The organism is Aquimarina acroporae, from assembly GCF_023195925.1.
Lineage (GTDB): Bacteria > Bacteroidota > Bacteroidia > Flavobacteriales > Flavobacteriaceae > Aquimarina > Aquimarina acroporae.
In genome coordinates, this window is the sequence record NZ_JALPRE010000006.1 from 24,011 (window position 1) to 38,457 (window position 14,447).

The window sequence follows — 14,447 nt, forward strand, 5'->3', positions numbered from 1 at the left end:
CCTTAACATGAAAAATAACATCTTTATAGCACTCTTACTTTTAGTGCAAGCGAGCTCTTTTGGTCAAGACGATATGTCTTATTTGAAAACTATTGAAGGTGTGACCAATAAAATGATTGAACTAATCTCTGGTGATATTGGTGAAGAAAGAAATTGGGATGAGTACCGTAATTTGTTTTTACCAAGAGCTCAAAAAATGTCTTTGAGTGTAAATAAAGAGGGGAAGGAAAGAGTTCGAGTAATGAATCTCGAAGAATTTATAAGAAATGTAGGCCCTTTTTATAAAAGAGATGGTTTTGAAGAATATGCAATTGGACTCGAAGTGAATGAATTTAATGGTATTGCCAACGTTTTTCAAAGCTACTATTGCCGTAATTTAAAAGGAACGTTCGAAAAGAGAGGAATTAATAGTTATCAGTTGGTGTACTCTAATGAGAGATGGTGGATTGCCAGCACCCTTTTTACCGCTGAAACAGAAAAAGCTAAAATACCTGAAAAGTATCTTTTTAAAAAAGACAAAGAAAAGATCAAAAAGGATAATGAATAGCTTTTAAATGAGGGATTAAAGACCTTTCAACTGGGCATCTCGTACCTTTTTGAATAGATTTGAAGAGTATACAAAGTCGGTTACAGCCTTATTATCGGTTTTAAATATCTGCGTTTTGTCACCTTCCCACTCCAGATAGCCATTTTTCAAAAAGACAATTTTTTCTCCGATTTCCATTACAGAGTTCATGTCGTGCGTATTGATCACTGTAGTAATATTATTCTCTTCGGTAATCTCTTTAATAAGATTGTCAATTACGATAGCTGTTCTTGGATCAAGCCCAGAGTTAGGTTCATCGCAAAATAAGTACTTTGGTTGGGTTACAATGGCTCGAGCTATAGCTACACGTTTTTGCATACCCCCACTTATTTCTGAAGGAAGTTTCTTTTCTGCGTTTTCAAGATTTACACGATCTAGTACTTCATGCACTCTCTCCAACATTTCTTCCTTGTTTTGTTTGGTAAACATCATAAGGGGAAACATCACATTTTCTTCTACAGTCATAGAGTCGAACAAAGCACTTCCTTGAAATACCATTCCCATTTGTTCTCTTAAATCTCTTTGCTGTTGTTCATTAAGGTCAGAATATGTAGCCCCATCATAACAGATCGTGCCTTTTTCAGGGGTGAAAAGTCCTAATAAACATTTCAAAAAGACAGTTTTTCCACTACCACTAGTACCAATTACAAGGTTAGTCTTACCTCGATCAAAAGTAGTGGTTATACCTTTCAGAATTTCTTCGCCATTAAATCCTTTGTGTATGTTTTTAACTTCTATCATTAGCTAAGTAATAATTGAGTGAGTACATAATTTGATATAATGATTACCACAGTGGTCCAAACAAATGCTGATGTACTTGCTTTACCTACCTCTAAGGCTCCTCCTTTCATATAATATCCATGAAATGAAGGAATGGTTGCCAGTAAAAACGAAAACAAGAATGTTTTAATAAATGCATAGGTAAGATGATACGGTATAAATTCTTCTCTCAAACCCGTTAAAAAATCTGTACTTGAAACAAATCCACCATATACTCCAGCTACATAAGCACCAAAAATCCCTATGAACATAGCAATAGCAATAACAAATGGATACGTAAGCATAGCTATGATTTTTGGAAATACTAGATAGTTTAAAGAATTTATTCCCATAACCTCTAACGCATCAATTTGCTCAGTCACTCTCATCGTTCCAATACTAGAGGTAATGAAAGATCCAACTTTTCCAGCCATAATTACAGAGATAAAAGTAGGAGCAAATTCCAAAATTACCGATTGTCTAGATGCAAATGCAATTAACTTTTTTGGAATAAGCGGATTGGTAAGATTGAGTGCGGTTTGGATAGCAACCACAGCTCCAATAAAGAATGCCAGAAATACTGTGATTCCTAAAGAGCCCATGATTAAATCATCGATTTCCTTAAAGATGAGATTTCTTAAAACAGAGCCTTTGGTCATTCGACTAAATACTCCTTTAAGCATTAAAAAATAACGACCGATATCGTCTAGATAAAACATTTGTTCTTTATTAGAAAGGCTAAAATAGAAAAAAAAACATCCATAGCATTTAACCTTTCATTAAAGTTTTACATTTGCACAAATAGTACATTTGCGATCCAAATTCAAAAGAATGATGACAAAAAGAGTATTCACGATCTTGTTATTCACATTTGTGACCATATCTTCAAGATCTCAGGAAAAAAGAACCATTAATAACTCCCCTAAACTTGTGGTGGGTATTGTTGTGGATCAAATGCGGTATGATTATATCACAAGATTTTATGATCGTTTTGGAGAAGGTGGTTTTAAGCGTATGATAAATGAAGGTTTCAATTGCAAGAACAATCATTTTAATTATGTGCCTACCTATACTGGTCCGGGTCATGCATCGGTTTATACAGGGACTACACCACAAAATCACGGAATCATTTCTAATCACTGGTACAATAAATTTGAAAAGAAAATGGTGTATTGTGCGAGTGATCCTTCTGTAAAAGCAGTGGGATCAGATAGTGATATGGAACAAATGTCTCCGCATAGAATGAAAACCACTTCTATTGCTGATCAAAATAGGTTACATACTCAGCTAAAAGGAAAGACTATTGGGATTGCTATAAAAGATCGTGGAGCGATACTTCCTGCAGGACATTCTGCAAATGGAGCATATTGGTTTAGAGGTAAAAATGAAGGGAAATGGATTACCAGTACGTACTATAGAAATGAATTGCCAGATTGGGTTAATAAATTCAATGCTTCTGGGCAAGCAACCTCTTATTTTAAAGAATGGAATACACTATATGATATTTCCACTTATGTAGAGAGTGGTGACGACTTAAATGAATTTGAAGGAGGATATGAGGGTAAGAAGACAGCAACTTTCCCCTATGATTTAGCTAAACTAAAAGATCAAAATTCGGGGTATGATATTCTCAAATCTTCTGCATATGGTAATAGTCTTACTGCAGATTTTGCTATTGCCGCAATAGAAGGGGAGCAATTGGGGGCAGATGCCGTAACAGACTTTCTTACCGTTAGTTTTTCTAGCACAGATTATGTGGGGCATAACTTTGGGGTAAATTCTAAAGAAATTCAGGATACATATTTACGATTAGATAAAGATTTAGAACGTTTCTTCGATACATTGGATAAAAAGGTGGGTAAAGGAGAGTATACTGTTTTTCTTACTGCAGATCATGGAGCTGTTCATGTGCCTTCTTACCTGAAATCGGTTAAAATTCCTGCTGGCTATTATGATTCAGAAGGCGTTAAAGAAAGGGTTGAAGAATTACTTAAAGAGAAATTTAAAGTAGATGGTATTATTGAAAATGTATCGAATAATCAGATTTTCTTTAACTACGAGGTTTTAGATAAAAATAGCATTAATGCAGAAGAAGTTCAAAAAACCTTGGCTCACTTTATCTTACAACAAAAACAAATAGATAAAGTGTTTACCAGAAACCAGTTGCAGACTACAAATTTCACTTCTGGATTAGCAGCTTTAATTCAGAAAGGATTTAATCAGAAAAGAAGTGGAGATGTAATTGTTGTGCACGATCCAGCGGTAATAAGTTATTCCAAAACCGGGTCTACTCATGGTAGTGGTTTAACTTATGATACGCATGCTCCTCTATTGTTTTTTGGGCAAGGGATCAATAAAGGTAGTACAACCAAAGAGACTCATATTACCGATATTGCTCCAACTATATCGGCGCTATTAGGAATTGCTTTTCCAAATGGAGCTACCGGAGAGGTATTGCCTTTTGTATTAGAGTAGGAGTCTTTCACTGAAAAAGAAAGTATATTATAATTTTTTTAAAGTCGAGAATAACAGTGTTATTCTCGACTTTTTATTACTTCTTCTGTATTAAATATGATACAAAGTTATTGTTGAACGACTATAAGTGGCAGACACACCCGAATCTTGAGTCATAGCACCCTTGAGTTAGTTGTTCTATGTCGCAAGTTCTCCAATGCCCGCCCTTAATTTTTTGTTGTTCGTTTTTGTTTAGCGGTTTTCCAAAATCTGAAATGTACTTTAACATGATATAAGTATTTACAAATTAATAGTGTACTATGAACATTAACCGACACTCATAGCTTGTGCCTATTCTTCGCGAAAGAATACTCTTTAAGAGTTTAATTATACCGACAAATAAAACGATGTTTTTTTTCTAAATACTTAAAGTTAATTACAAGGAAGTACAAATACTGTATATGTACCAATATACTATGCTGCTATTATTTCAGGATAAGTGAAAAAGAGTGATTGTAATACTATTTAGGTTATTTTTTTGAAAATAAAATTTGCGCTTAGAATAGCACCTTCCATATAACCTCCGTATGTTCTGGAGGTTTCAGAACCGCCAACATAGAAATTGTTATTGAAAAAACCATCTTGATAATGCTCATTCCCATTATTTTGATGAGGTAATAGGAACTGATCTGTATCGCAAGAGGTGTATTTCTCGTTTTTCCAAAGTAGCTCCTCATAGGTGACATAGTGTAAAACTTGGTCTCCAAATAGCTTTTGTAGTTGTGATAGTACTTTCGATTTTCGGTTTTCTTCACTCTCGTGGCACAATGGACTTTGTAAAAAACCTTTTAAGGCATATTTGTTATCTTCAACACTACAATGATCATATAGTTCTGTAATTGGCCCTACATTACTAAAAACAGTTCCTGAATAGTTCTGCGTTCTCCAAAAAGGATGTTGAAAAGTAATACCAAATTTTATAGATTCTCCCATCCAGGTGTGAGTATTATTTGCTAAGGATATAAGCTTTTCAGGCAGTTCGAGGGTAAATTTAATAGTATTCACCAAAAGTTTAGGAGGTAGGGTTGAAATCACTTTTCCAGATATATACTCTGCGTTGTTAGTGTAGATTTGAAATTCATTATTCTCTTGATGTTCGATTTTTTTAACTACTTGGTTTAAGATAATATGATCTTTGCCAATATAATCAATTAGAGCATCTATAAGTCTACTAGTACCACCACTCATTCGATAGCTTGGTGCTTGATTAGCGGGTATTTGAAAATGTTGTGGGGGAGCGGTAGAGAGTGATTCAAAAAGTGCTATACCACTCATGAATTGTTCAAAAACTGGAATATTTAGCTCATTTAATAATGATAATAGATACTTATGTTCTGTACTCAGCCAGGTGGCTCCCATTTCTATAGGGGTTTCTTGTCCTGAGTATATGGTGTTAATTCTGCCTCCAGCTCTGTTTCTAGCTTCGATAATCTTAAAGGGAATACCTTTTTGCTTTAGTTGATAACCAAGCGTTAATCCCGTGAGGCCAGCTCCTATAATGAGTACATCTGTTTTCATGTATTACGAAGTTAAAAGAAAAGAGTAAAGCATTTGTGCTTTACTCTTAACATATCTATAGATTCTTATTTTTCCATTAAATGTGTTCCATGTACTACCGCCGCACCTGCTCTTAGAGCTGCTGCTATAAATGTAGCTTCTGCTAGTTCTTCTTGTGTTGCACCGGCTTTAACAGCATTTTTTTTGTGGATTTCAAGGCAATACGGGCATTGTGTAGTTAATGCCACAGCGACTGCCATTAACTCTTTGTATTTTACAGGAATTGCACCGTCTTCTAGAGCAATACTATCAAATGCTTGAAATGCTTTCATAGCCTTTTCTGCATTTTTACCAAGTGTACCTAATTGTTTTAGGTGATTCATATCATACATAGTAGAGATGTTTTTGATTAATTTCTTCCTGCGATTACTCCTCCATCTGTGTCCCATATTGCGCCCGTTACCCACGATGCTTTGTCTGATAGTAAAAAGGTGATGCTATCTGCAATATCTTGAGGTGTTCCGTTTCTTCCAATGGGATGAAAATTATTAAATCCAACCAATGCTTTTTTTGCTTCTTCGGCGCTTCCAAAAACGCTATCGTATACTGGTGTTTCTACAACGGCTGGAGAAACTGCATTTACACGAATACCATGATCTGCAAGTTCCATAGCCAAGTGCTGGGTTAGTGAGTGTAATCCTGCTTTTTGCATAGAATATGCAGAAGATGGAGTCGCTTTTACTGCTTGTTTTGCCCACATAGATCCTACGTTTACTATAGAACCATGATTATTTTCTTTCATTTTTTTGGCTGCAGCTTGTGTGATAAAGAAAAAACCTCTATTTAAATCTTGATAAGAATCGTAGTCTTCTATGGTATGGTCTAAAAATGCTTTAGGACCAAAGATTCCCGAAGCGTTTACCAGATAATCTAATCGATCTAGATTCTCAATTTTATTGATCAACCCGTTTACGCTATCTTGACTGGTGATATCTACCTGGTGTTTAATCACGTTATTGGTATCTTCAACTTTACCGGTATTACGACCTACTACATGAACAGTGGCACCATTACTAATTAAATTTTCTACGGTAGCTTTACCGATTCCACTTGTTCCTCCTATAACTAAGGCTACTTTGTTATTAAATGTTTCCATTTTTTTATTTTAAAGTTAATAAATATGAACAGACAAGTCTGTCTTCTTATGATTAAAAAAAGTTATGCTACTAAACTTTTACAAAGAGATAATCCAGTTTCGATAGGCCATTTGTTTTGATGTAGTTTGCTCTCTGCGATTGCACTCTCATAAAGCAAATAAATTTTTTTGGCTAATCGGTCATTTTCTAGATCAGAATTTTGATTTCGATTGTTCTCTACCAATTCTTTAATAAACTGAATAAAACTCTCTTTTTGTGTTTGGATTTCGTTTCTGATTCTCTCGTTTCCATGTGGAAGTTCTGCGACAGTATTCAAACACCAACATCCGTTAAAGTCCTTTTGATCAAAAAACTTATTCAGAAACTCAAACAATGCATATAGCCTATGCTCGCCATTATTCGCTTCGTTTACAAAATCCTTTATGTCATTTCGAAACACTTCATTTTTATACTGAAGGTAAGCAAGACATATATCTTCTTTAGAAGCAAAGTGATTATAAAGCGTCGCTTTGGCAATTCCCGCTTCTCTTATAATTTCATTTATTCCTGTTAGGTTATACCCATTTCTATAGAATAAATTTGAAGCAGTTTCAATAATATGTTGTCTTACTTTTGAGTGTTTCATGGTGCAAACATAGTCAAAAAAAAACAAAAACAGACAAGTCTGTCTATTTTTGTGAATTTTTAACAAAGTTTACGTCAAAAATCAGACTATATTAATTTCTCTTTAATTTTTTTCCAGCGAAGTTTTCTAATGTATTTACCCTCTTGCTTGCCAACTAAAAAAGTCTCATTTTTCTTTTTTGCCTTAAAAAAACCACCTAAATAATCTAAGATTAGAGCGGGTTGTTTTTTGAGGAAAGCCAACTTAGCAGAAGCAATAAATGTAAGAGTAAAGCCATATCGCATACGATAAAATGCTTCTCCTTGTTTATACCTTGCTTTGGAGTTATATGTGTTGCCGGTGGGTTTAAGATGTTTTACCTGTAATGAGTCATCTGTGGCTATACTCCAGCCGTGATACTGCGCTAACAATTCATCTATAGTATCCCAACCCATCGCTTTTTTAACCCCACCAATATCGTTAAAGCAAGCTTTGCGATACGCTTTCAAGGCTCCACGTATATGATCTTTATTTGTCAAGTTTTCTAGAATCCATTTCTCATTTTTTTGGATGTAGCAGAAGCCTCCAACCATTCCAACACTATCGTTAGTGGTAAAATGCTGTGTCATTTTTTCTAAGTAATCTGAGGGAAAAATTAAATCGGCATCAAACTTACAAATGATGTCGTAGTTGGTATCCAAAGTGTCTAATCCTTTATAAAAAGCACGAATCACTTTGCTACCTGGTAAATGATCTTCAGAAGAGTTGGTGTTGACCAATGAGATATAAGAAAACTTATCGACGTAACCCTCAATCACTTTTTCAGTATCATCGGTAGAATTGTCATTAACCACTACAATCTTTTTAGCCTGTACGGTTTGTGAAACCAGAGATTCTAAGGTTTTGGATATGAGTTTTTCCTCATTATGGGCGGGTATGACAATATAAATATTCAAATTTAGTCGTTCTATTTGGTCATCCTGTTTTTAAAAACGTGTTTTAAACTATGATGCGTTTCTTTCGGCATACACAATATAATATCTTGGAGTAAATAGCCTTAATAATGGTCGGAAACCTAACTTTTTAACCGGGTGTGTCCATTTTTCGCGTGCAACAATTTTCCAGCCAGCTTTTTCTAGTAACCAATCAAATTGCCAGTCTTCAAATTCATGATAGTGACGATCCCAGGGATCTGTTTTACTACGGTATGCCTTAGAGAACCAAAGTCTCATAGGGATAGAGGCTACTAGTTTATCGGCATTTATCTCTTTAAGAACATTGAAAGGAGCGATTAAATGTTCAAAAATTTCAAAAGCGGTTACGATATCTACTTTAGTTGCTTTTACTGCATCGATATGTAAATCGAGGTCTTCTCCCTTGGTGTTGGAGACGATATATCCTTCTTTTTCCATAAACTCAACAAAAGGATTTCGAACGCCAAGATCTAATATGTTGGCTGGTGCGGGAACATGTTGCCTTAAGAATTCTAGTGTTTTTTTGTAACGTTTATGAGGAAAGGTTCCTTCGTACATAGTAATAAAATAGGTTATTTGCTGTAAAAATAGACAATTACAGAAATTACCAGTAGAAGTGAGACGAGATTTTTATGATAATGCTAATGTTGGTACAAGAAAGCATTAATATTCATTCCTGCGCCTACACTTGCGAAAAGAAGTATATCTCCTTTATTGATAGACTGATCTTCAATTTGATGGTTAAGTATAAGGTCATATAATGTAGGTACGGTCGCAACGCTACTATTTCCTAATTTTTGAATGCTCATTGGCATGATACTTTCCGGTACTTCTTGGTTAAACAAACCGTAGAAGCGTTTTACAATCGCTTCATCCATTTTTTCATTAGCCTGATGAATAAGAATTTTCTTTACATCGGTGATCTGAATATTGGTTTTGTCAAGACAAGCTTTCATAGCTAAAGGAACATGTTTCAGAGCAAACTCATATATTTTTCGCCCATGCATTTTAATATATTTATTATCATCATTACGTTGGTAATTGTAGGTTTTTCCGAAGAAAAGGAAATTGCTTTCTTCTACAGTATATGAGGCGCTTATTGTAGCGAGTATGCCTCCGGGATCACTTGTGGTTTCTAAAACTGTAGCTCCGGCACCATCAGAATAAATCATAGAATCTCTATCGTGTTCATCGATAACTCTAGATAAGGTTTCTGCGCCAATAACCAGACATTTTTTTGCCATTTCACATTTTAAATACGATTGAGCTTGTACTACTCCTTCAATCCATCCAGGGCATCCAAAGAGAAGATCATATGCTACGCAATAAGGATTTTTGATTTTTAATTTATGCTTTACACGAGCTGCTAAACTTGGAATAGTGTCAGATTGAGAAGAGTTTTTGTCGACATCTCCAAAGTTATGTGCTACGATAATGTAATCTAGAGTTTCAGGATCTATTTTTGCGTCTTCAATAGCTTTTTGAGCTGCATAATATGCAAGATCTGAGGTGTTTTGGTTATTTTCCGCGTATCTACGCTCTTCAATACCTGTAATTTTTTTGAATTTGTCTATTATAATATGCGTAGGATGGGCGATTTCTACCCCATTACCATTAAAAAAATGATGATCAATAAAGTCTTCGTTTCTTTCTATTTCGGTCGGGATGTAGCTTCCAGTGCCTGTTATCTTAATATTCATGACAAATCAATTATGCGTTGAATAGTTAAGGTAGTTAATAGAAATTTATTTACTATGCACGCATAACAAGTTTTACGATGCCTAAGAACTTGTTTTAGGTAATTTTATGATGAGTTAAGAAGGTTTTTTAGATTTTTATCCTCATAACTGTAGCTATAGACAAGGCTCTGGTCTTTATAAGTTCGGCGTTTGTTCCTTTATAATTATTATCTACTGTTTTTTGAAAAATAGAAAGCCAGGTTTGAAAATGCACTTCTTCTAACTTCTTTTTATCATTTAAGTTTTTATGAATTTGAAGTACATTCTTCTTGTAGCTGCCTTTTCTGAAAAGCTGTTGTTCCCAAAAATCTACAATTTCTGGCAAATGTTCTTCTAAGTTAATCTTGGCAATTTCGGTAAAAAACATCCCGATATGAGGATTACTAAATACCTCTTTATAAAAAGTCTTCATCAGAAATTCTAAATCTTTTCTAGAGGTTATATCCTTCATGCTAAATGCGTATATAAGAAGAGGTAACTTTTTTACGGTTACCTCTTTTTTATTATGTTGAGTTCTTTTATGCTTCTGCTTCCATATACTCTTCAATAGGAGCACAAGTACATATTAAGTTTCGATCTCCGTAGGCATCATCTACCCTACGAACAGTAGGCCAGAATTTATTTTCTGCGATATACGATAATGGATATGCCGCTTGTTCTCTAGAATATGGAAATTCCCATGTATCCGAAGTAAGCATCGCCAATGTATGCGGAGCATTTTTCATTACGTTATTAGGATTGTCGATATCTGCTTCGGCAATTTCTTTACGGATAGAAATAAGTGCATCACAAAAACGATCAAGTTCTGCTTTACTTTCACTTTCAGTTGGTTCTATCATAATAGTCCCGGCAACTGGAAAAGATACTGTAGGAGCGTGGAATCCATAATCCATCAAACGTTTAGCAATATCGGTAACCTCAATGCCATTTGCTTTAAACGGTCTGCAGTCTATAATCATTTCGTGTGCGGCTCTTCCTCTTTCTCCAGTATACAATACATCATAGTGTCCGTTAAGACGTTCTTTGATATAATTGGCATTCAAAATAGCGAATTCTGTTGCACTTTTTAAACCATTTACACCAAGCATGGTGATATAGCCGTAAGAAATTAAACAAGCTAAAGCCGATCCCCAGGGTGCAGCAGAAATTGCTGTAATCCCCTGGTTACCTCCTGTATTGATTACTGGGTTACTTGGTAAAAATGGTACTAGTTGTTTGGCAACACATATTGGTCCTACACCAGGGCCACCACCTCCATGAGGTATCGCAAAGGTTTTGTGTAAATTAAGGTGACAAACATCTGCTCCAATAGCACCAGGATTTGTTAATCCAACTTGTGCATTCATATTGGCTCCGTCCATATATACCTGTCCACCATTGTCGTGAATAATTTTGGTAACTTCACAAATAGCAGATTCATATACCCCATGAGTAGAAGGGTAAGTAACCATTAGAGCTGCTAGATTATCTTTGTGTTTAAGTGCTTTTTCTCTTAAATCCTCAACATCTATATTTCCTTCTTCGGTAGCTTTTGTTACTACTACTTTCATACCTGCCATAACCGCAGAAGCAGGGTTAGTTCCATGAGCTGAGGAAGGAATAAGACAAATGTTTCTATGATGATCTCCTCTAGATTCATGATATGCACGTATTACCATTAATCCTGCAAATTCACCTTGCGCACCAGAATTAGGCTGAAGAGATGTTCCTGCAAAACCAGTAATTTCAGTAAGCTGATCTTCTAGTTTTTTCAGTACTTCTTGATATCCTTCAGCTTGTTGAACAGGAGCAAAAGGGTGAATGTTACCCCATTTTGGGTCACTAAGAGGAAGCATTTCTGAAGCTGCATTTAGCTTCATCGTACATGATCCCAGCGGAATCATAGAATGATTAAGAGATAAATCTTTTCTTTCCAGCTTTTTGATATATCTCATCAATTCTGTTTCAGAATGATAAGAGTTAAACACTTCATTGACTAAATATTCTGTATTTCGAGCCAAATTTCCTGAAATAATATTGGCTTCTTCCAAAGTATCTATTGCAGTGCTTTCAACATTTGCCGCTTCTGCAAAAATCGATACAATAGCATTTAAATCATTTATTGTAGTAGCTTCGTTTAGCGCTATAGATACAGTAGCATCGTCGATGTAATAGAAGTTAATCTCTTTTGCTTCGGCAATTTCTTTTATTTGAGTTGCATTTGCTTTTACTCTTATGGTATCAAAATAAGTACTGTTAAGTTGTTCGTAACCTAAGTCTACTAATTTTTTTGATAAGGTATACGCCGAAGAATTGACTTTGTTGGCGATATATTTTAACCCTTCTGGTCCATGATATACAGCATACATACCAGCCATAACTGCTAATAGTACTTGAGCCGTACAAATATTTGAAGTTGCTTTATCTCTTTTAATATGTTGTTCTCGGGTTTGTAGAGCCATACGTAATGCTCTGTCTCCGTTCATATCCTGAGTTACCCCAATAATTCTACCAGGAATATTTCTTTTAAATTCTTCTCTGGTAGCGAAGTAAGCAGCATGTGGCCCTCCATATCCTAGTGGAATCCCGAAACGTTGGGTAGTTCCTACCACTACATCTACTCCAAAACTTCCTGGTGATTTTAAAGCAACCAAGCTAAGAATATCGGCAGCAACAGCTACTCTTATTTCTGACTGATGTGCTTTTTCTACAAAAGTTGTATAATCATATACTTCTCCTGATTTACCGGGATATTGTAAAATTGCACCATAAAATTCTTTAGAAAAATCGAAATCTTCATGGTTGCCTATAACCAATTCGATATCTAAAGGAATAGCTCTCGTTTTAAGCAAAGAAAGTGTTTGAGGTAGTATTTCTTCTGAAACAAAGAATTTATTCACCCCATCCTTTTTTTGTGCTCTAGAGCGCACTGCAAATAACATAGTCATAGCTTCTGCAGCGGCAGTACTTTCATCCAATAGAGAAGCATTTGCCAACTCCATTCCTGTAAGATCACAGATCATGGTTTGGTAGTTTAGTAATGCCTCAAGTCTTCCTTGGGCTATTTCAGCCTGATAAGGAGTATATGCAGTATACCATCCAGGATTTTCAAGAATATTTCTTTGTATCACTGCAGGAAGACAGGCTTCGTGATAACCTAATCCTATATACGTTTTAAAAACTTTATTTTTTGATGATAACTTTTGAATATGGGCGGCATATTCTTGTTCGCTCATTGCCTCTTCGAGATTGAGAGGTTTTTTTAATAAGATATCATCAGGAACAGTTTCGTAGATAAGTTGATCTATAGAGTCTGCTTTAATAGTTTGTAACATACTGTCTAAGTCCTTAATAGAAGGACCATTATGACGCAGTTTAAATGAGTCAGTCTTCATAGCTAAAATAACAGTTGAGATTTTGACCGCAAAAGTACATATTTAAAATTTAAAAATTTCACAATTAATTAACCATAGAATGGCAAGTTTTTAACCAACTTCGAAGGTTATTAACAGATAACCTTAAATTTTAGACGTGGAAACCTTAAAAAGTATATTTAGATTTTATATTAATGGAAGTATTCATGTGGCTTTGGCTATAACATCATTGGTACAGATTACATTCATAAAATTTGGGGTTTCTGAAAAATACACGTTTCTTTTATTTAGTTTCATAGGTGCTATTGCTGCCTATAACTTTGTTAAATACTCCAAGGTTTCTAAACTGTATCATCGTCGCTTAACGAAATCGATGAAAGGTATTAGAGCGTTAACAATTGTATCCTTTCTTGGTTTTGTATACTTGGGTTTTCAAGTGTCATTGAAAACTTTGTTATATATGCTCCCTTTTATAGTGCTAACTATTTTTTATACCGTTCCCATCTTTCCTAACAAAAAGAACCTGAGAAGCATTGCAGGTATAAAAATTTTTATCATTGGTATTGTTTGGGCTGGGATAACCGTATTAGTTCCTTTGGTACACGGGCAGGGTGATTTGAATTTTGATTTTTTTATCGAAATGATGCAACGATTTCTATTTATCATTGTCATGATGTTACCCTTTGAAATAAGAGATTTAAAATTTGATCATGAATCTCTAGAAACGGTACCTCAAAAAATCGGAGTTACTCGTACCAAAGTATTCGGAAGTATTTTGCTGGTATTTTTTTTATTACTCACGGCGATAAAGGATGAATTATCATCTATAGAAATTTTGAGTACTATTTTGGTAACAACAATTAGTTTGTTGTTTTTATGGGGGACAGATCGAAAGCAATCAGAATATTATTGCTCGTTTTGGGTTGAAAGTGTTCCAATAATGTGGTTAATTATTTTGGTAACACTTCAACAACTATTTGGATAATTCTTCCTGCAAACGTCTTTTCATTTCCTCTTTTTGAGAAGAACTGATGGTTTGAACTTCAGATTTTTTTATAGTTTTGGTAAGCTTGGTATTCCTTTTAGAGTAAGCACGTGTTACTTTACAATACATTAAACGGATGTTTAACTTAATTATTTCTAATAATGAAGCCTCTCCATACTGATTTTTATCACAAATATGCTTTGCTTCTTCACAAGACACCAATAATTTATTCGTAGTTTTCATTACAATCTTAATACTTAATTTTGGGGTATTATTAAA

15 protein-coding genes are annotated in these 14,447 nt (G+C 34.8%); 3 read left to right on the top strand and 12 right to left on the bottom strand.

Annotated features, from left to right (window positions below; genetic code table 11):
* The first annotated feature begins 7 nt into the window (after nt 1-7).
* Nucleotides 8-547 (top strand): Rossmann-fold NAD(P)-binding domain-containing protein, encoded by a 540-nt coding sequence (locus tag M0D21_RS08500; protein WP_248328402.1) that lies wholly within the window; start codon nt 8-10, stop codon nt 545-547.
* Between the two features lie 15 nt (nt 548-562).
* Here the strand turns inward: M0D21_RS08500 and M0D21_RS08505 are convergent, their stop codons facing one another.
* Complete coding sequence (locus M0D21_RS08505) at nt 563-1,327, bottom strand: ABC transporter ATP-binding protein (protein WP_248328404.1); 765 nt, start codon at nt 1,325-1,327, stop codon at nt 563-565.
* Nucleotides 1,327-2,064: an MlaE family ABC transporter permease gene (locus M0D21_RS08510; RefSeq protein WP_248328406.1), complete on the bottom strand. Its 738-nt coding sequence runs from the start codon at nt 2,062-2,064 to the stop codon at nt 1,327-1,329. Before M0D21_RS08510 ends, M0D21_RS08505 begins: the two co-directional genes overlap by 1 nt.
* 112 nt (nt 2,065-2,176) lie before the next feature.
* On the opposite strand from M0D21_RS08510, the gene pafA reads away from it, so the two are divergent.
* Entirely contained in the window at nt 2,177-3,820 is a 1,644-nt protein-coding gene (gene pafA / locus M0D21_RS08515; RefSeq protein ID WP_248328408.1) for an alkaline phosphatase PafA, read from the top strand.
* A gap of 504 nt (nt 3,821-4,324) precedes the next feature.
* Here pafA and M0D21_RS08520 read toward each other — a convergent pair.
* The 9 genes from M0D21_RS08520 to gcvP all read right to left on the bottom strand — a co-directional run bounded on the left by M0D21_RS08520 (nt 4,325) and on the right by gcvP (nt 13,204).
* Nucleotides 4,325-5,377, bottom strand: a complete 1,053-nt coding sequence (locus M0D21_RS08520; RefSeq protein WP_248328410.1) for a flavin monoamine oxidase family protein — start codon at nt 5,375-5,377, stop codon at nt 4,325-4,327.
* 65 nt (nt 5,378-5,442) lie between these two features.
* Complete coding sequence (locus tag M0D21_RS08525) at nt 5,443-5,739, bottom strand: carboxymuconolactone decarboxylase family protein (RefSeq protein WP_248328412.1); 297 nt, start codon at nt 5,737-5,739, stop codon at nt 5,443-5,445.
* Between the two features lie 26 nt (nt 5,740-5,765).
* Nucleotides 5,766-6,512 carry an SDR family NAD(P)-dependent oxidoreductase gene (locus M0D21_RS08530; RefSeq protein WP_248328414.1) on the bottom strand — a complete coding sequence of 249 codons (747 nt, stop codon included), beginning with the start codon at nt 6,510-6,512 and terminating at the stop codon, nt 5,766-5,768.
* A gap of 62 nt (nt 6,513-6,574) precedes the next feature.
* Nucleotides 6,575-7,138: a TetR/AcrR family transcriptional regulator gene (locus tag M0D21_RS08535; protein WP_248328416.1), complete on the bottom strand. Its 564-nt coding sequence runs from the start codon at nt 7,136-7,138 to the stop codon at nt 6,575-6,577.
* Nucleotides 7,139-7,224: 86 nt separating this feature from the next.
* A complete protein-coding gene (locus tag M0D21_RS08540; protein WP_248328418.1) occupies nt 7,225-8,073 on the bottom strand; it encodes a glycosyltransferase in 849 nt (282 codons plus the stop codon).
* 48 nt (nt 8,074-8,121) lie between these two features.
* Nucleotides 8,122-8,649 (bottom strand): class I SAM-dependent methyltransferase, encoded by a 528-nt coding sequence (locus M0D21_RS08545; protein WP_248328420.1) that lies wholly within the window; start codon nt 8,647-8,649, stop codon nt 8,122-8,124.
* A gap of 83 nt (nt 8,650-8,732) precedes the next feature.
* On the bottom strand, nt 8,733-9,791 hold the full coding sequence (locus M0D21_RS08550; protein ID WP_248328422.1) for a 3-oxoacyl-ACP synthase III family protein: 1,059 nt from the start codon (nt 9,789-9,791) through the stop codon (nt 8,733-8,735).
* 127 nt (nt 9,792-9,918) lie between these two features.
* A complete protein-coding gene (locus tag M0D21_RS08555; protein WP_248328424.1) occupies nt 9,919-10,281 on the bottom strand; it encodes a group III truncated hemoglobin in 363 nt (120 codons plus the stop codon).
* 67 nt (nt 10,282-10,348) lie between these two features.
* Complete coding sequence (gene gcvP, locus M0D21_RS08560; RefSeq protein WP_248328426.1) at nt 10,349-13,204, bottom strand: aminomethyl-transferring glycine dehydrogenase; 2,856 nt, start codon at nt 13,202-13,204, stop codon at nt 10,349-10,351.
* 136 nt (nt 13,205-13,340) lie between these two features.
* Here gcvP and M0D21_RS08565 point away from each other — a divergent pair, with 136 nt between their 5' ends.
* A complete protein-coding gene (locus M0D21_RS08565; RefSeq protein ID WP_248328428.1) occupies nt 13,341-14,168 on the top strand; it encodes a UbiA prenyltransferase family protein in 828 nt (275 codons plus the stop codon).
* Here the strand turns inward: M0D21_RS08565 and M0D21_RS08570 are convergent.
* Nucleotides 14,157-14,411 (bottom strand): hypothetical protein, encoded by a 255-nt coding sequence (locus M0D21_RS08570; RefSeq protein WP_248328430.1) that lies wholly within the window; start codon nt 14,409-14,411, stop codon nt 14,157-14,159. The two genes, M0D21_RS08565 and M0D21_RS08570, sit on opposite strands and share 12 nt — an antisense overlap.
* Nucleotides 14,412-14,447: the final 36 nt, after the last annotated feature.

Coding starts and splice junctions, on each gene's coding strand:
- M0D21_RS08530 (WP_248328414.1), bottom strand. CDS start 6,512: ATGGAAACATTTAATAACAAAGTAGCCTTAGTTATAGGAGGAACAAGT.
- M0D21_RS08555 (WP_248328424.1), bottom strand. CDS start 10,281: ATGAAGGATATAACCTCTAGAAAAGATTTAGAATTTCTGATGAAGACT.
- gcvP (WP_248328426.1), bottom strand. CDS start 13,204: ATGAAGACTGACTCATTTAAACTGCGTCATAATGGTCCTTCTATTAAG.
- M0D21_RS08510 (WP_248328406.1), bottom strand. CDS start 2,064: ATGTTTTATCTAGACGATATCGGTCGTTATTTTTTAATGCTTAAAGGA.
- M0D21_RS08500 (WP_248328402.1), top strand. CDS start 8: ATGAAAAATAACATCTTTATAGCACTCTTACTTTTAGTGCAAGCGAGC.
- pafA (WP_248328408.1), top strand. CDS start 2,177: ATGATGACAAAAAGAGTATTCACGATCTTGTTATTCACATTTGTGACC.
- M0D21_RS08550 (WP_248328422.1), bottom strand. CDS start 9,791: ATGAATATTAAGATAACAGGCACTGGAAGCTACATCCCGACCGAAATA.
- M0D21_RS08525 (WP_248328412.1), bottom strand. CDS start 5,739: ATGAATCACCTAAAACAATTAGGTACACTTGGTAAAAATGCAGAAAAG.
- M0D21_RS08535 (WP_248328416.1), bottom strand. CDS start 7,138: ATGAAACACTCAAAAGTAAGACAACATATTATTGAAACTGCTTCAAAT.
- M0D21_RS08505 (WP_248328404.1), bottom strand. CDS start 1,327: ATGATAGAAGTTAAAAACATACACAAAGGATTTAATGGCGAAGAAATT.
- M0D21_RS08545 (WP_248328420.1), bottom strand. CDS start 8,649: ATGTACGAAGGAACCTTTCCTCATAAACGTTACAAAAAAACACTAGAA.
- M0D21_RS08570 (WP_248328430.1), bottom strand. CDS start 14,411: ATGAAAACTACGAATAAATTATTGGTGTCTTGTGAAGAAGCAAAGCAT.
- M0D21_RS08520 (WP_248328410.1), bottom strand. CDS start 5,377: ATGAAAACAGATGTACTCATTATAGGAGCTGGCCTCACGGGATTAACG.